13 protein-coding genes are annotated in these 16,094 nt (G+C 72.9%); 5 read left to right on the top strand and 8 right to left on the bottom strand.

Annotation, left to right across the window (positions count from 1 at the left end; all coding sequences use genetic code 11):
* The first annotated feature begins 13 nt into the window (after nucleotides 1-13).
* The gene (locus BC793_RS16875) at nucleotides 14-1,282 is read left to right on the top strand and encodes a glycosyltransferase family 4 protein (RefSeq protein ID WP_170167243.1); all 1,269 of its coding nucleotides are present in this window, start codon (nucleotides 14-16) and stop codon (nucleotides 1,280-1,282) included.
* Here the strand turns inward: BC793_RS16875 and BC793_RS16870 are convergent.
* From BC793_RS16870 to BC793_RS16860, 3 genes are read right to left on the bottom strand one after another with little or no spacing between them, the layout of a single operon-like run.
* Nucleotides 1,201-2,394 carry an O-antigen ligase family protein gene (locus BC793_RS16870; protein ID WP_109593452.1) on the bottom strand — a complete coding sequence of 398 codons (1,194 nt, stop codon included), beginning with the start codon at nucleotides 2,392-2,394 and terminating at the stop codon, nucleotides 1,201-1,203. The two genes, BC793_RS16875 and BC793_RS16870, sit on opposite strands and share 82 nt — an antisense overlap.
* Nucleotides 2,391-3,680: a lipopolysaccharide biosynthesis protein gene (locus BC793_RS16865; RefSeq protein WP_109593451.1), complete on the bottom strand. Its 1,290-nt coding sequence runs from the start codon at nucleotides 3,678-3,680 to the stop codon at nucleotides 2,391-2,393. Before BC793_RS16865 ends, BC793_RS16870 begins: the two co-directional genes overlap by 4 nt.
* Before the next feature lie 3 nt (nucleotides 3,681-3,683).
* A complete protein-coding gene (locus BC793_RS16860; RefSeq protein ID WP_109593518.1) occupies nucleotides 3,684-5,063 on the bottom strand; it encodes a tyrosine-protein kinase domain-containing protein in 1,380 nt (459 codons plus the stop codon).
* A gap of 112 nt (nucleotides 5,064-5,175) precedes the next feature.
* On the opposite strand from BC793_RS16860, the gene BC793_RS16855 reads away from it, so the two are divergent.
* Together BC793_RS16855 and BC793_RS16850 are read left to right on the top strand one after the other, a co-directional pair.
* Nucleotides 5,176-6,993, top strand: coding sequence for a polysaccharide biosynthesis protein (locus BC793_RS16855; protein ID WP_109593450.1), 1,818 nt, complete (start codon nucleotides 5,176-5,178; stop codon nucleotides 6,991-6,993).
* 42 nt (nucleotides 6,994-7,035) lie between these two features.
* The gene (locus BC793_RS16850; RefSeq protein WP_109593449.1) at nucleotides 7,036-11,862 is read left to right on the top strand and encodes a DUF4011 domain-containing protein; all 4,827 of its coding nucleotides are present in this window, start codon (nucleotides 7,036-7,038) and stop codon (nucleotides 11,860-11,862) included.
* On the opposite strand, the gene BC793_RS16845 is transcribed toward BC793_RS16850, so the two are convergent.
* The gene (locus BC793_RS16845) at nucleotides 11,815-12,810 is read right to left on the bottom strand and encodes a hypothetical protein (RefSeq protein ID WP_146246315.1); all 996 of its coding nucleotides are present in this window, start codon (nucleotides 12,808-12,810) and stop codon (nucleotides 11,815-11,817) included. The two genes, BC793_RS16850 and BC793_RS16845, sit on opposite strands and share 48 nt — an antisense overlap.
* Nucleotides 12,811-12,910: 100 nt before the next feature.
* Between BC793_RS16845 and BC793_RS16840 the strand changes: the two genes are divergently transcribed.
* Nucleotides 12,911-13,339, top strand: coding sequence for a hypothetical protein (locus BC793_RS16840; protein WP_146246314.1), 429 nt, complete (start codon nucleotides 12,911-12,913; stop codon nucleotides 13,337-13,339).
* Here the strand turns inward: BC793_RS16840 and BC793_RS16835 are convergent.
* Nucleotides 13,321-13,557: a DUF4229 domain-containing protein gene (locus tag BC793_RS16835; RefSeq protein ID WP_109593446.1), complete on the bottom strand. Its 237-nt coding sequence runs from the start codon at nucleotides 13,555-13,557 to the stop codon at nucleotides 13,321-13,323. The two genes, BC793_RS16840 and BC793_RS16835, sit on opposite strands and share 19 nt — an antisense overlap.
* Before the next feature lie 88 nt (nucleotides 13,558-13,645).
* On the opposite strand from BC793_RS16835, the gene BC793_RS16830 reads away from it, so the two are divergent.
* On the top strand, nucleotides 13,646-14,191 hold the full coding sequence (locus BC793_RS16830) for a VanZ family protein (protein ID WP_109593445.1): 546 nt from the start codon (nucleotides 13,646-13,648) through the stop codon (nucleotides 14,189-14,191).
* On the opposite strand, the gene BC793_RS16825 is transcribed toward BC793_RS16830, so the two are convergent.
* The 3 genes from BC793_RS16825 to BC793_RS16815 all read right to left on the bottom strand — a co-directional run bounded on the left by BC793_RS16825 (nucleotide 14,167) and on the right by BC793_RS16815 (nucleotide 16,057).
* Nucleotides 14,167-14,685, bottom strand: a complete 519-nt coding sequence (locus BC793_RS16825) for a hypothetical protein (protein WP_109593444.1) — start codon at nucleotides 14,683-14,685, stop codon at nucleotides 14,167-14,169. The two genes, BC793_RS16830 and BC793_RS16825, sit on opposite strands and share 25 nt — an antisense overlap.
* A gap of 74 nt (nucleotides 14,686-14,759) precedes the next feature.
* Nucleotides 14,760-15,419, bottom strand: coding sequence for a lytic polysaccharide monooxygenase auxiliary activity family 9 protein (locus tag BC793_RS16820; RefSeq protein ID WP_109593443.1), 660 nt, complete (start codon nucleotides 15,417-15,419; stop codon nucleotides 14,760-14,762).
* 218 nt (nucleotides 15,420-15,637) lie between these two features.
* The gene (locus BC793_RS16815) at nucleotides 15,638-16,057 is read right to left on the bottom strand and encodes a S26 family signal peptidase (protein ID WP_109593442.1); all 420 of its coding nucleotides are present in this window, start codon (nucleotides 16,055-16,057) and stop codon (nucleotides 15,638-15,640) included.
* Nucleotides 16,058-16,094 lie beyond the last annotated feature (37 nt).

Here is a 16,094-nt window from a genome sequence, read left to right as displayed (position 1 = left end):
GGAGGGCGGCTCCGTGCGGATCACGTACATCCATCAGTATTTCAAGACGCCGGCGATGTCCGGGGGCACGCGGTCGTACGAGTTCGCGCGGCGGCTGGTCGAGCGGGGCCACGAGGTGCACATGATCACCGGCGACCCGGACGCGGACCGGCCACGGGTCACCCGGGAGGCCGGGATCGTGGTGCACTGGCTGCCGGTGCCGTACAGCAACGCGATGTCGTACCGGCGCCGGCTGCGGTCGTTCCTCGGTTTCGTCGGCCGGTCGGCGCTGGTGGCCGGGCGGCTGCGGCACGATCTGGTACTGGCGACCAGCACGCCGCTGACGGTGGCGATCCCCGGCGTCTGGGCGGCGCTGCGCCGCCGGGTGCCGATGGTGCTGGAGGTCCGCGACGTGTGGCCGGAACTGCCGATCGCGTTGGGCGCGCTGACCTCGCCGGTGAGCCGCTGGGCCGCCGGTCGGCTGGAGGCGTGGGCGTACCACCGCTCGGAGCAGGTCATCGCGCTGTCCCCGGGGATGGCGGCCAGTATCCGGCGCCGGTTCCCGGACGTCCCGGTGACCGTGGTGCCGAACAGCTCCGACCGGGAACTGTTCGCCGGCGCCGACCGGGCGGGGGCAGTGCTGCGCCGGGAGACACCGTGGCTCGGCGACCGGCCGCTGGTCCTCTACGCGGGCACCCTCGGGCTGGCCAACGGCGTGGACTACCTGGTCCGGATGGCGGCCCAGCTCGCCGACATCGACCCCGAGGTGCGGGTCGCCGTCATCGGCGACGGCCGGATGCGCGACGGCGTCCGGGACCTGGCCGTCGAACTCGGTGTGCTCGACCGCAATCTGTTCCTGCTGGACCCGGTCAGCAAGGCCGGGGTGGTGGCGTTCTTCGGGGCGTGCGACCTGGCGGCGTCGGTGTTCGTCGACGTTCCCGAGCTGGGCGCCAACTCGCCGAACAAGGTGTTCGACGCGTTCGCCGCGGGCCGGCCGGTCGCGGTGAACCACGGGGGGTGGGTCGCCGACCTGATCACCGAGACCGGTGCCGGCCTGGTCCTGCCGCCGGCCGACACCGCGGCCGCGGCCGCCGCGGTGGCCGGGTTCCTGGGCGACCGCGAGGCCTGCCGGGCGGCACGGGCGGCGGCGTACGCCCTGGCGCGCGACCGTTTCGACCGGGACCTGCTGTTCGAGGACTTCGAGCGGGTGCTGGCCGAGAGTCAGCTCGGCAGCCGGACCGGTGCGCGCGCGGGGCGGACCGCGGCCAGCAGCAGCAGGATCCACATCAGCCGGGCGTCGTAGTAGTCACCGGAGAACAGGCTGGTGGCGCCGATGAAGATGCCGCAGTAGGCGGCGATCCGGGCCTCCAGGCTGCGCTCGCGCACCGGGACCGCGGCGTAGGCGTGCCACAGGCCCAGCCACGCCACCAGCAGCAGCACCAGGCCGACGAACCCGCCCTCGGCCGCGATCGACAGCGGCAGGTTGTGCACGTACCGCTCGCCGAAGCCGAGGTCGGTGACGGTGTGGAAGCCGTTCAGGCCGGTGCCGAGGATCGGCCGCTGCAGGAAGATCCGCAGCGCCATCTGGAACAGCACGTCACGCGACGACGCGTACCCCTGCCCGAGGGTCGCCTCGACGAACCGGGACTGGACGTATCCGGCGATCGACGGGCCGGCCGTGATCACCAGGATGGTGCCGAGAACCGCGACCAGGGCGAGCGGTTTCGCGATCCGGTCGACGTCGATGCGGGGCCGGATGGCGAGCAGGGCGACGGCGATGGTGACGCCGAGCGCGACGATGCCGCCCCGGGAGCCGGAGGCGATCGCGCCGAACAGGAACGCCGGGATCGGTACCAGCCAGATCAGTTTCTCGCCGCTGCGCAGGTACAGGTAGAGCGAGGTGATCATGCCGAGGATCATGATGCGGATGAACACGTTGGGGCCGCCGCCGAGCGCCGCCCACCGGCCGTTCACGTGGTGGCCGCGGCCGGACGCGGCGGCCAGGAAGTAGACCCAGGCGGCGAGGTGGAACAGTTTCAGCGTCGTCGCGGTCACCCGGTCGCGGTCCCAGGCGGCCAGGTTGAAGTAGACGATCAGCAGCCCGGTGATGGCGAGCAGGTCACCGAGCGCCGGGCCGGTGACCGCCCCGGCCGGCACCCAGAGCACCGACAGCGCCTGATAGCCCAGCAGCGCCAGGATGCCGAGCAGGGCGTGACCGCCCTCGACCGGGTGCGAGCCGACGTGATGGGCCTCCAGGACCAGGGCCAGGACCAGGATCAGGAACAGGGGTACGCGTACGTCGTTGACGACCGGGACGTCCAGGCCGACGCGTTCCAGGGTGAAGCGGCCGGACAGCGTGACGACGAACGCGATCAGGACGACCAGACCGGGGCGGGGTTCGGGCCGGACGGTCATCGCCGGGGTTGCCGCACGGCGTAGGCGGCGAGCCCGACCGCGTCCAGGCCGAGGGCGGTGGCGGCGGTCACCAGTCCCAGCACCGCCGCGTGCGGTGCGGCGACGAACGACACGGCGATGGCGGTGGCCACGAATTCCAGGGCGAGGCACGCGAGCAGCAGCCGGCTCATGAACTTGGCGTCCAGCAGCGTGTCCATCGTCGGGCGGGCCGCGTAGAACATCGCGAGCGGAATCGCGGCGAGCACACCGAGGCGCAGCACCGGGACGGCTCCGGCGAACTCGGGGCCGAGGAACCCGCGCACCATCACCGGGGCGAACAGCAGGATCAGGCCGGTGGGGATCGCGGCGAGCACCCCGGCCATCAGCGGCAGGACGGTCAGCAGCTGCCGCACGGCGCCGTCCTCGCCGGCCCGGTGGAACAGCCGGCTCAGCCGGGGCATCAGCACCGGGGTCAGCATGGCGAACACCGAGCAGATCAGGGTGACCGCCGAGGTGGTGAACCCGACGTACCCGGCCTCGGCGCTACCGGGCATCAGCACGGCCACGGCGAAGGTCGGGAAGGTGTAGAGGGCGGGCAGGGCGAATTCGCCGGGCATGCGGCGTACGCCGTACGAGATCAGGGTCCGGACGTCGGGTTCCGGGGTCTTCTCGGCGGTGGCCGGCTGCCGCCGCACGACCCAGGCCGCCCACACGCCGACCACGGCGGTCCCGGTGCCCTGCATGATCAGGAAGTCCTCGATCCGGTCCGCGGCGGCGAACGCGCACAGCGGGATCAGGCCGAAGCCGAGTCCGGTGACCAGGTTCGCGTCGACCACCTGCTGGTTGCCGCGCAGGGCCGCGAGCGAGACCGTGCACAGGCAGTTGCCGGCCAGCATGATCAGGGCGGCGGTCGTCGCGGACCGCCCGCCGGGCAGCCCGAGCAGCGCGGCGATCGTGTCCCCGGCGGCGACACCGGCCAGCCCGACGACGGTGACCAGCACCGCCTCGACCGACAGCGCGTGCCGGGCGAGGCGGCGGGTGGTGTGCTCGGTGCGGGGCAGGTACCGGTGCAGGCCGACGCCGAGCCCGAGGAGCAGGACCGGCTGGAACGTGCTCACCATGCCGCGGGCGATCTGGTAGTAGGCGAATCCGTGCACGCTGCCGCGGCGGGCGACCAGGTGGAACAGCAGCAGGCCGACGCCGAGCACGAACCACTGGACGGCCAGGGTGCTGACGTAGTCGCGCCGCACGGCGGCGGGCACGCTGCGCAGCAGTGTCCGCAGGCGCAGGCGTTCACGGGCGGGCATGGGTCACGCGACCTGCATCGTCCAGCCGCCCCGGCCGCGCGGCTGCGGCTTCGGGCCGGACAGGTACGTGTCGTAGGTGGGGATGGCGTCCGGGCCCTTGCCGGCCACCATGTTGAGCACGCAGCCGAGCAGTGTCGCGTTGACCGCGTGCAGCGCCCGCACCGCGTCGGTGACCTGCGCCGACGTCGTGCGGCGGGCGCGCACCACGAGCAGGGTGCCGTCGGCGCGGGCGGCCACGACGGCGGCGTCGGTGACCGGGAGCAGCGGCGGGCAGTCGAAGATCACCACGTCGAATCTCCGGCGTACCTCGTCGACCAGCTCCGTCATCCGGGGTGAGCTGAGCAGCTCGCTCGGGTTCGGTGGGGTCCGGCCGCCGGCCAGCAGCCACAGCCCGGCGCCCCAGGGCTGCAGCACCTGCTCCAGCGCCGCCGTGCCGTCCAGGACGGTGCTCAGCCCGGCCGCGTCCTCCCGGCCGAGGAAGGCGGCCAGGCGGGGGTGGCGCAGCTCGACGTCGACGAGCAGTACCCGCTGCCCGGCCTCGGCGAACAGCAGGGCCAGCCCGCAGGCGGTCGCCGACCGGCCCTCGCCGGGGACGGCGCTGGTCACCGCGAGGGTCTTCACCGAACCGGTGGCGGCCGCGCACTGCACCCGGGTACGGATCTCGCGCAGCGCCTCGGTGCGGGGCGAGGCGCTCGGGGAGACGAACGGGCCGGCCGGGTCCATCGGCACCCGGGCCAGCACCGGCGCGGACGTGAGGACCTGGAGCGCCTCGGCGTTGCGGACGGTGTTGTCGGCCACCTCCCGGCCGACCGCGCCGACCGCGCCGACCACCAGGCCGGCGACCATGGCGAGGGCGAAGTTGTTGAGGGGGTTCGGGGAGACCGGGTCCTCGTCCAGCGCCGGGCCGGAGACGATCGTGACCCTCACCGACGACGGCTCGGCCGGATCCGGCCGCTCCAGCTCCTGCACCGCGGCGGCGAAGCGGCTGCTGAGCCGGGTGAGCAGCAGCAGCGTCCGGTTGCGGTCGCGGTCCTCCACGGCGACTTTCATGATCACCGTGTCCGGGACGACCTCAGCGGTGATGGACTCACGGATCTCCTCCAGGTCCAGGTCGACACCGGGCGTCCACGCGAGCGGCTCGGCGACCTCGTCGCTGGTGAGCAGCTCGGCGTAGGTGGACAGGCGGCTGCCGCTGAACATGGAGGCGCCGGGCATGTCACCGGCCCCGCCACCGGGAGTGGAGAAGAAGAACGTGACCCGGGCGGCGTACACCGGCGTGGTGTAGAGGTTGACGAGCAGGGCCACGCCGAGCGACAGGACCAGCGAGGCGGCCAGCAGCCACCGGTTGCGTCTGGCGACACGGAGGTACTCCCGCAGGCCCACCGAGACCCCCATTCCGCGGCTAACCGCCACGATAGGGCGACGAATCGTGCGATCCACCTGAATCGGAAAAGTTGGTTTTTATCCTAATTCACTTCTTGCTACGCTGCCGCACATGAGAGGCGCTCGCCTGCTGCCGCTACTCGTGGACGGCGCCGCATGGGGAGCCGGTCTGCTGGCGGCCGTCTACGCCCGCTTCGACTTCGCCCCGGGCCGCCGCCAGCTGGCCGGCGCCGTGGCCACCATCGCCCTGGCCGTGGCACTGCAGGCCACCATCGGCCACACCCGCCGGCTGTACCGGGGCCGCTACCGCATCGCCAGTTTCGACGAGGTGCACGGGGTCGCCACCACCACCCTGGCGGTGGCGTTCATCCTGACCATCGCCGGCATGCTGCTGTCCCGCCCCCCGGTGCCGGTCGGCGTCCCCGCCCTCGGCGGCGCCATCAGCCTGGTCCTGATGATGGGCGCCCGCTACCTGCGCCGCCTCCAGCAGACCCACCGCCTGCGACCGGACCGCCGCACCGCCGCCCCCGTCGTGCTGTTCGGTGCCGGGTCGGCGGCGGCCGTGCTGATCCACTCGATGCTGCACGACCCGAAGGGCCGCTACGTCCCGGCCGGCCTGATCGACGACGACCCGGACAAGCGGCTCCTGCGCCTGCACGGCGTCCCGGTGCTGGGCGACCGGGAGGCCATCGCCCGCGCACTCGCCGGCACCCGTGCCGAGCTGCTGATCTTCGCGGTGGCCAACGCGGACGCCGGCCTGGTCCGCGAGATCCGCGACCGCACGCTCGCGGCGGGCGCGGCGTTCAAGGTGGTCCCGTCGGTCAGCGAGCTGATGGACCAGCCGGTGCGGGTCGGCGACATCCGCGAGGTGCAGGTCACCGACCTGCTGGGCCGCCACCAGATCGACACCGACCTGACCGCGATCGGCGGCTGCCTGACCGGCAAACGGGTCCTGGTGACCGGGGCCGGCGGCTCGATCGGATCGGAGCTGTGCCGGCAGATCCACCACTTCCAGCCGGCCGAGCTGATGATGCTGGACCGGGACGAGACGTCACTGCTCGCCGTCCAGCTGTCGATCGACTCCCAGGCCCGCCTCGACGACCCGTCGGTGATCCTGGCCGACGTCCGCGACGCCGCACGGATGCGGGAGATCTTCCGGTCCCGCCGCCCGCAGGTGGTCTTCCACGCGGCGGCTCTCAAGCACCTGGCCCTGTTGCAGCGCTACCCGGCCGAGGCGATGAAGACCAACGTTCTCGGGACGCTCAACGTCCTGGAGGCGGCCGGGTCGGTCGAGCGGTTCGTCAACATCTCGACCGACAAGGCGGCGGACCCGTCCAGCGTGCTCGGCTACTCGAAGCGGATCACCGAACGGCTCACGGCCTGGACCGCCCGGCACAGCGAGGGGACGTTCCTGAGCGTCCGCTTCGGCAACGTGCTGGGCAGCCGGGGATCGGTGTTCACCACGTTCAGCACCCAGATCGCCGGGGGCGGCCCGGTCACGGTGACCCATCCGGACGTGACGCGCTACTTCATGACCACCCAGGAGGCCGTCCACCTGGTGATCCAGGCCGCGGCGATCGGCACCGCCGGTGAGGCCCTGGTCCTGGAGATGGGTGACCCGGTCCGGATCGCCGAGGTGGCCCGTCAGATGGTCGCCCTGTCCCGCGCCTCGGTCCCGATCGTGTACACCGGGCTGCGCGACGGCGAGAAGATCGCCGAGTCGCTGTTCGGCACCGGCGAGACCGACCGGCGGCCCTTCCATCCGCTGATCTCCCACGTCGAGGTGCCACCCCTGGACCCCAACCGCCTGATCCCGCTCCCCTCCGGCGCCGACCCCCCGGTCCTGATCGCGGCCCTGGCCGAGACCTGCACACTGCCGGAGCCGACGGCCGCCGCACCCGAGGAAATCCGACAAACACGAAGAATCTGATTCTCCCGCGCGAAAGGGTCTCGTACTGCTGCAATCGGGGGCATGGGACCCCGTGCGGACGATGACCGGCCCGAGCCGAGGCCCGCACGGGCCGGCGTGCACGCGGCACTGCGGGCCTGGCGCGACAGCCTGATCGACCTCGGCGACAACAACCGCCTGATCAACTTCACCGGCGGCAACGCCGATCTCGTCGAGATCACCGCGCCGGAGGCCGACCAGCTGGTCACCACGCTGACCCGCGGGACGACCGGCATGCTGACCGGCCCCGGCGGCGGCGACCAGGACCCCGCCACGTTCCGCACCGAACTGCCCGAACGCACCCTCGGGCCCCTGCTGCGGCGGATGATGCGGCGCGCCCACCAGGAACACCTCGACCGCGGCGTCGCCGTCCTGCACCTCGCGTTCGGCCTGCTGCACTGGCGGCTGGCCAGCGACGACGAGGACGCCGAGAGCGAGACCACCAGCTACGCCAGCCCGCTGCTGCTGCTCCCGGCCGAACTGGTCGCCGGTGAGCAGGGGCAGTACCCCGGCCTGCGGCTGCGCGACGCCGAGCCGGTGCTCAACCCGGCCCTCGTCCTGCGGCTGCGGCAGTCCGGGATCGCCGTGCCGGCCCCGGAGCCCGGTGCCGAGCTGAACGTGTCCCGGTTCTGGGAGGAGTTCACCGACACGGTGGCCCGCCGCAACGGATGGCACATCGAGCGGGCGGTGATCCTGACCTGCCTCACCTTCCACAAGGAGGCGATCTACCGGGACCTGGCGGACAACGAGGAACGCATCCTGGCCCACCCGGTGATCCGCGCCCTGGCCACCACCGACCACCGGCGCCAGACCGACCGGTTCCGGTTCACGCCGATCCGCCCGGAGGACACCGACCGGCTCGCGCCGCCCGAGGACGTACCCCTGGTGCTGGACGCCGACTCGTCGCAACGGGCCTGCGTCGCCGCGGCGCTGGCCGGGCACAGCTTCGTGATGGACGGCCCGCCCGGCACCGGCAAGTCGCAGACCGTCGCCAACATGATCGGGGCGCTGCTGCACGCCGGGAAACGGGTCCTGTTCGTCTCCGAGAAGGTGGCCGCCCTCGACGTGGTCCGCAACCGGCTCGCCGAGGCCGGCCTCGACCGGTACCTGCTGGAACTGCACGGCCAGAAGGCCGGCCGCCGGGAGGTCGCGACCCTGCTGGCCGCGGCGGTCGACGAGACCCCGGAGCCCCCCGCGGACGGGCCGGCGCTCGACCGCGCCGGGCTGCGGGAACGCCGCGAACGGCTGACGGCGTACGCGTTCGCGATGAACGAGATCCGCCGGCCGCTGGGCGCGAGCCTGCACGAGATCATCGGCCGGTGCGCCGCGCTGTTCCGGGTGCCGGCCGCCCCGGTGCCCACGATCGTCCCCGGCACGCTCACCCCGGACGCCGTGCACCGCATCCGCGAGGCCACCGACCAGCTGTCCCGCTCGTGGCGGGCGATCGCCGACGGCGACGCCCTGCTCTGGCGCGACGTGATCATCCGGGAGCCGCTCGACCCCGCGCTGAGCCGTGCCGAGAAGGCCCTGGCCGCGCTGGCCCGGACCGCCCGCACCGCCGAGAACGCCGCCACCGCGTTCGGGCTGCACCGGCCGTCCGACGCGGCCACCCTGGCCCGCCTGGCCGACCACGCCGGCACCCGGCCGGACCGGGTCGCCGACTCCTGGCTCACCGCCGCCGACCTCGAACCGATCCGGGAGGCCGCCGGCCGGCGCGGCGACGCACTGGCCACCGCCGCCCAGGCCGCCGAGGCCGTCCGGCAGCGCGCCGGAGTGCCCTGGACCGCGCTGCCCTCCCCCGCCGCCCTGCCGGACGTACCGTCCCTGGAGGCACTGCCCGCGCCGGTCGACCTCGGGCCGCTGACCTCGGCCGACGCCGACGAACTGGCCCTGTCGTTCACCCGGGCCGCCGAACAGCTGGAAAAACACCGTCGCGCCGTCGACCGGGTCACCGCCCGGCTCGGGCTGCCGTCGGCGACCACCAGCCGCGACATCGCGCGCGTCGCCGCGATCGTCGAACTGGGCGCCCGTCCGCACAAGCCGGAACGGTTCTGGTTCGGGCCCGGCGCGCTGGCCGCGGTGCAGAACGGGGCGAGCGTGCTGCGCCGGGCCCTGGAGGTGCTGGTCGGCGCGGAGATCCAGGCCCGGCCGTACTTCTCCGAGGCGATCCTGGCGCAACCGGTCGAGGAGTTGGCCGAACGGTTCACCCACGTGCACCGGGGGTTCCGGAAACTGCTGGCGGCGTACCGGCGCGACCGGCGCCAGGTGGCCGGGTTCGTGCTGCCGACCGCACACCTCGGCGATGCGATCTCCCGGATCGGGGTGGCGGTCGCCTGGAAGCGGGCGCTCCAGGACCTGGCGGCGGCCGAACACGCGTACGCGACCGCGCTCGGCCGGTACTGGCAGGGCCGCGGCACCGACTTCGCCGCCCTCGACGACGCGATCGCGGTGGCCACCGCGGCGATCGCGGCCGCTCCGCCCACGGCGATGGAGCCGGTCCTGGCCTACCTCTGCTCGCCGGCGCCCGACACCGTGCCGATCCAGGTGGTCACCGAGGCACGCGACGCACTCCAGCGCTGGCAGGCCACCCTGCGCCCGCCGCCGTACCCGGCGGCCCGGCCGGAACTCATGACCGGGCCGATCGACGACGCGATCACCTGGCTCCACGACCACAGCACGGCCCTGCGGGCCGCGGCCGAGACGGTCCGGGCCTACGACACGGCGACCGGGCGGCATCTGGACCACGCCGAGACGGTACGCCTGGCACAGTTGCGGGCCACGGCGGAACAGGCCGCGGCGGCGGTCGGTGGGCGTACCGGCCAGATGCCGGAGACCGATCCCGCCGCGCTCGCCGCGGCCATCGCCTGGGCCGCGACCGCCCGGGAGTTCGCCGGCGGGCCGCTGACCGACGCGCAGGTCACCGCGCTGGGCGAGTTGCGGCCGATGCCCCTGCTCGGCGAACGGGCCCAGGAGTGGGCCGGGGCGAGCCAGCTGGTGCTCGCCGGATTCGGCCCGGGACGGCAGGCCGACCTGCGGGAGTGCTTCGACGACTACCGGCGGGCGGCGGCCCTGCTGCGCGACATCCGCGACGACAGCAGCGGTCAGGAGGAGTGGTTCGCCAGCCTCGACGCCCGCGACGTACTCGCCTTCCACGGACTGGACGCGGCCGTCGAGTTCTGCGCCGACCAGGGCCTGGACGGCACCCAGGTGCCCGCGGTCCTGGAACGGGCGCTGCTGCACGGCTGGGTGGACGCGGTGGTCCGCGCCGACAGCCGGCTGCGGCCCTGGCGCGCCGACGACCGGGACCGGCTGGTCGCCGAGTTCCGGCAGGCCGACGAGAAACTGGCGCTGGTCGCGGCCCGCGACATCATCACCGCGGTCGAGGCACAGCGCCCGCCGGCCGACAGCACCGGTGCGGGCCTGCTGCGGCGCGAGGCGATGAAGGCCGACCGGCAACTCCCGGTACGCGACCTGATCGCCCACGCCCGCGACACGGTGCTCGCCCTGCGCCCGTGCGTCCTGGCGTCCCCGCTGACGGTGAGCCAGTCACTGCCCCCGGACATCGACTTCGACGCCGTGATCTTCGACGAGGCCTCACAGGTCACCCCGGCCGAGGCGGTCAACTGCATCTACCGCGGCCGGTCGTTGATCACCGCGGGTGACGACCGCCAGCTGCCGCCGACGTCGTTCTTCGACAGGTCGTTCTCGGCGGTCGGCCAGGACAGCGAGGTGCTCGACTACCAGTCCGTGCTGGAGCTGGCCAAAGCCTGCGGCGCGTTTCCCGGCATGGGCCTGACCTGGCACTATCGCAGCCGCCACCAGGCGCTCGTCGCGTTCGCCAACGACGCCTTCTACCAGGGGCGGCTGAGCACCTTCCCGGCGCCGTCGATCGGCGGGCCGGACACCGGCGTCGAACTCTTCCCGGTCGCGGGCGTCTACCGGCGGGCCACCGGCCGGGACAACCCGGTCGAGGCGGAACGGGTCGCCGAACGCATCGTGCACCACTTCACCACCCGGCCGCGGCACACCCTGGGGGTGGTCACGTTCTCGGTGACCCAGGCCGAGGCGATCGAACGGGCCCTGGAGAAGATCGCGGCCGGGCACCCCGCCCTGGAACGGGCGGTCGCCGACGACCGGCTGCACGGCTTCTTCGTCAAGAGCCTGGAATCGGTGCAGGGCGACGAACGCGACGTGATGATCTTCTCGATCGGCTACGGCTACGACGAGAACGGCCGGATCAGCGCGAACTTCGGTGCCCTCAACCGGCCCAACGGCTGGCGGCGGCTGAACGTGGCGATCACCCGGGCCCGGCACCGGGTGGAGATCGTGACCTCGATCCTCTCCCGCGACGTACCCGAATCGGAGAACGAGGGGATCCGCCAGCTCGCCGCCTATCTGGACTACGTGGAACACGACGCCGGCACCACCGGCGCGGATCCGCTCGACGAGGCCGGCGACTTCGTCACCTCGGTCCTGGAGACCGTCCGGGCCTGGGGATATCCGGCACGGACCGGGCTGGGTACGGCCGGTGGACGGGTCGACATCGCGATCCGGCACCCCGGCGACCCGGAGGGCGACTACCTGCTCGGCGTGCGCTGCGACGGCCCCGGCTACCGGGACTGCCCGGCGGCCCGGGACCGGGACCGGCTCAACGACCAGGTGCTGTCCGACCTGGGCTGGCGACTGCACCGGGCGTGGGCACTGGCCTGGTACCGCGACCGGGCCGGTGAGGAGACGCGGCTCAGGACGGCGCTGGAACAGGCGGCGCGGGCCCGTACGGTGCGGACCGGCCCGGTCGAGGCGCTACCGGTGAAACGGTCCGCCGGCAGCCGCCCGACCGTCCGGTCCTGACGACGGGACGGGGTGGGCGGCCGCGGCCGCGAGCTGATGCAGGAACGGCTGGTACTGCCAGCCCGGCCCGCCCCGCAGGTAGGCGAAGAGCACGGCGTGCACCGCCGCCGGCGGGCCGATCAGCATCAACGGCTCGGTGTCCGGGAACGTCATCACGCAGGTGGCGCCCTCCAGGTAGTACTCCATCACCGCCGCATGGTCGAAACGCAGCCAGCGGCCGTCGACACAGCACCAGGTGGTGGTGGCGGTGACGATCACCCGGGTCGTCCGGTGCTCGCGCCACTGCGCCCGTGCCATCGCCGCGGCCCGGGACCGGCCGACACTGTTGCCGACCAGATTGCCGATCGCCGCGCCGGCGACGAACGCGGGCGACCCGAACGCGACCGTGAAGCCGGGCTGGAAAGTGACGTTCATGCCGTAGTAGCGGGCGTAGCCCATCACGGTGTCCAGATAGACCGGTTCCGGGCTGACGAAACCACCGGCGAGGACCTGCTGCGGGGGCAGCCCACGGCTGAGCGCCGCGTAGGCGTTCACCGCGGTCTCCCAGCCGACCTGGTGGGCCACCAGGGCCTGCGGGGCGGGCAGGGCCCGCCCGAGTCCGTAGCCGAGCGCGTACACCAGCAGTGTCGGCGGTGAGCACACGCCCACGATCACCGCGCAGACCCGCCGGCCGCTGGCGAAGGGAGACCGGCGCCGGCCCTCGGTGATGCCGATGAAGAACGCGACCACGATCGTGGCCGTCAGCGGCAGCAGCGCGAGACCGGCCAGGCCGAACAGGCCGTAGGCGGAGGCGCACGGCCCGTCGTACCCCAGTTCCTCGGCGCCGGGGTTCGCGGCGGCACAGGCCTGGAAGCGCTGGACCAGGAACCAGGCCAGCGGGTTCAGCGGTATCACGATGGCGGTGAAGACCCAGTACCGACCCGGCCGCCGCACATTCCCCGCTGTCATGGTGATCGATTCTGGCAGAACACCCGGCCGGCCAGGGGGCGCACTCCCGGTCCGCCGGAGAGTGTCCACATCGGGCCGGGCCCGACGTAGGGTGGCCGCCGTGATCCGGTGGCCGGTCCGGCCGGTCACCGGCCGGGTGCTGGAGACCGCGCACGACGGTGACCACGGGTTCAACGCCTGCCGTACGCCGTGGCGGCTCGGCCTCGACGCGCTGCTCTCCGGCGACGCCGTGTCGACCGCCGCCGCCCGCCGGACGACCCGCTGGTTCCGCTCGGTGACCGGCGACGATCCGGCCCGGGTCGGCTCCGGCTACACCCTGGACGGCACCGCGTACCGCAGCGAGGGGGACACCGCGTTCTGGGCGCCGCTCGCGGTCAGCGCGATGACCGATCCGGGCGCGCAGCCGTGGCTCGACGCGCTGTGGCGGCGGCTCGCCGCGTCGAAGGCCGACCCGGGCGACTACTTCGGCGGCACGATCCAGCTGCAGGTGATGATCATCGTCTCCGGCAACTATCCCGCGTCGGACTGACGGCGCCGCTCCCGGCGCGCGTCGACCGAGGTGACCACCCGCTCGGTGACCTCCAGCCGCTCACGGCGCAGCAGGAAGAACGACAGCACCATGCTGACCAGGAACGCGATGCCGACGCGCAGGACCAGGTCGAGCCCGAGCGGTGCGACGGTGAGCACCCCGAAGACCAGCAGGAAGTACAGGAGCCGAAGCCCGAGAAGACGAAGAACGGGACGCATGCGCCCAGGGTACGGGTGCCGCCGTCGCCGGGCCGCGCCGCTCCGGGTGGGCGCGTGGTCCGCCCGGGGCGTCTCGTAGAGTGCGCTGATGCTCGGGGGCCCGCACGAATGGTTCGGCACGATCACCGGGGTCGTGCTCGTCACGGTGTTCCTATCGCCGGTGGCGGCGCTGATCGTGTGGCTGTCGGCGCGGCGGCGCCGGGCGGCCGGGGTGCCGCGGGCGTGGCGGCGGTCGCTGGCCGAGGTGGGGATCGTCTACGGGACGGTGCCGTGGATCTGGATGATCCTGCTGCCCGGGGACGGCGGCCGGGTGAGCCTGGTGCCGTTGCGGGATCTGCTCACCGTGCTCGCCGCCGGGCCGCTGACGATCGTCGTGCAGATCGTCGGGAACCTGCTGGTCTTCGCGGCGCTGGGGTTCTTCGGGCCGATCCGGTTCGCGGTGCTGGCGTCGGTGCCGCGGGGGGTGGCGGTCGCGGCGGCCGGGTCGGCGCTGGTCGAGGCCGCGCAGTACGTCCTGCGGCTGGACCGGGTCACGTCGGTGGACGACGTGCTGCTCAACGCCGCCGGGGCCGGGCTGGCGGCGCTGGCGTCACGTCCCTGGTGGGCGGGTCAGAGGCCGGCCGCGGCGTCGTAACGACCACGCAGGTCGGTCATCTCCGCCTCGGACAGTGCCTCGGTCATGGCGAGCCGCGCGTACGGCTCCGGGAACATCTGCTGCAGCCGGTCGACGAACTTGACGTCCTCGCTCGCCTCGACCACGTCGATGCCGGGCGGGTCGGTGGCCATCGTCAGGATCACCGGGCCGGCCAGTTTGACCGCCACGTCCCACGGCTTCAGCGGTTCGGCGACGCCGCACATGTGAAACCCGTAGACGGTCCGGACGTCGGCGAGCGCGGTCACGTCGGCGGGTTCGTAGCCGTACACCCGGACGCCGCAGACCATCGCCTGCGACTGCGGGAGGGCGTGGCCGGCGTGCTGGTGGGTGGCCGGGTCGGCCTCCTCCAGCGTGGTCCGCATCCGGGACGTCAACTGTTGCTGCAGATCCGGCGGGTCTTCAGTGATCCTCAGGGCGACCGCGCCGGCCGACACCGCGAGCAGTACGGCAGCCGCCCACGCATAGCGGTGCATCGTTGTTCTCACCTCGCTGCGGTGGGCCTCCGGCCCGGGCTTCGCCACCCGGGCCGGAGGTACGGATCAACGGATCAGACGAAGTTGACGTCGCTGCACCACATGTAGGCCTGGTCCAGGTGCGAGGCCTGCCAGATGACGAACAGGATGTGCTGCCCGGAGTAACCCGAGGTGTTGACGTTGAACGAGATGTTCTGCGCCGGCGCGAACCGGCCGGTCTGCGTGATGAAGTCGAGGTTGCCCCAGCCGAGGGTCTGGGTGGCCGGGTTGAACCCCTGCTTGCTCACGTAGACGCGGAAGTAGTCGGCGCCGTGGCTGGCCTGGTCGTACAGCTGGACGGTGAAGTTGCTGGACAGGTTGCCGGTCGTCTTCCAGGCGCCGGGCCGGTTCAGGCTGTTGTTACGGGCGAGCCCGTTGCTGCACAGCTGACCGTCCGGGGTCTTCGGCTGGAACTGCGCACCGAGACCGTCACGCAGGGCGCTCATCCAGTTCCACATGGTGTCGGGGTTGGCCTGGAACGCCTGCCAGCACATCGGGTCCTGGGTCTGCATGGCCGGGTTGGTGTGCTGACTGCCCCAGGTCTTCCAGCACTGGTAGGCGCGGGACTGGGGGTTGATGATCGTACCGTGGGCCTGGGCGGACCCGGTCCACGGCAGAACACTGAGGATCAGGGCGAGCGCGACTACTGCCGCCTGGACCGGCCGGCGTGATCGGCGGGACTCGTGTGGGGGCACGGTTCATCCTTTCTTCGGCTTCCTGGGGATGTGGCGGGGAAATGGGAGCGCTCCCGCAAGCATTACATCGAGGTTTCCGAAATATCAACTGATGTCGATCGAAGTGGCACACTCGGGCCCCGCCGATGGGGGTCGCCCGCCACGGCTCGGCGCGGGGAGGCCTCTTGCGGGGAAGCGGGGCGCGATGCCCGTACCCTCGCCTGATTTTCCGATTTTGATCAGTTGGAGATGCGGCGGATGATGACCCCGACGACGTCGGCGGCGAGCAGATAGCCCATCGTGCGGGAGTCGGCGCTGCGGTCGGCGTTGTCGCCCAGGACCACCAGGCGGCCGGGCGGGACCGCCGCGTCGGGCACCGGGATGCCGGCCGGCACCGGATCGCCGGGCAGCGCAGCGGCGCGCTTCACCATGAACGGCGGGTCGGTGGGTGCCGCCCCGGGCGGCGCCGCGACGACGACCACCGCACCCCGGCGGACCCCGGCCAGGGCGACCCGCCGGGCCAGCAGCCGGTCACCGGGCCGGTAGGTCGGCTCCATGCTGACGCCCTCGACCGTCACCAGCAGCCACCGCCGGCGCAGCCGGACGATCCCGATCAGCCCGCATCCCAGCAGCCCGGCGGCCGTCAGCAACCAGATCATCCGCGGCCCCCGGCGGCGGACGGCGGACGGCGCACTC

It is taken from the genome of Actinoplanes xinjiangensis (genome assembly GCF_003148685.1).
Lineage (GTDB): Bacteria > Actinomycetota > Actinomycetes > Mycobacteriales > Micromonosporaceae > Actinoplanes > Actinoplanes xinjiangensis.
Note: the sequence above shows the minus strand (reverse complement) of the source record. Positions and strands in the feature narration are given on the sequence as shown.

Coding starts and splice junctions, on each gene's coding strand:
- BC793_RS16825 (WP_109593444.1), bottom strand. CDS start 14,685: ATGCACCGCTATGCGTGGGCGGCTGCCGTACTGCTCGCGGTGTCGGCC.
- BC793_RS16845 (WP_146246315.1), bottom strand. CDS start 12,810: ATGACAGCGGGGAATGTGCGGCGGCCGGGTCGGTACTGGGTCTTCACC.
- BC793_RS16830 (WP_109593445.1), top strand. CDS start 13,646: ATGCTCGGGGGCCCGCACGAATGGTTCGGCACGATCACCGGGGTCGTG.
- BC793_RS16835 (WP_109593446.1), bottom strand. CDS start 13,557: ATGCGTCCCGTTCTTCGTCTTCTCGGGCTTCGGCTCCTGTACTTCCTG.
- BC793_RS16850 (WP_109593449.1), top strand. CDS start 7,036: ATGGGACCCCGTGCGGACGATGACCGGCCCGAGCCGAGGCCCGCACGG.
- BC793_RS16870 (WP_109593452.1), bottom strand. CDS start 2,394: ATGACCGTCCGGCCCGAACCCCGCCCCGGTCTGGTCGTCCTGATCGCG.
- BC793_RS16865 (WP_109593451.1), bottom strand. CDS start 3,680: ATGCCCGCCCGTGAACGCCTGCGCCTGCGGACACTGCTGCGCAGCGTG.
- BC793_RS16815 (WP_109593442.1), bottom strand. CDS start 16,057: ATGATCTGGTTGCTGACGGCCGCCGGGCTGCTGGGATGCGGGCTGATC.
- BC793_RS16855 (WP_109593450.1), top strand. CDS start 5,176: ATGAGAGGCGCTCGCCTGCTGCCGCTACTCGTGGACGGCGCCGCATGG.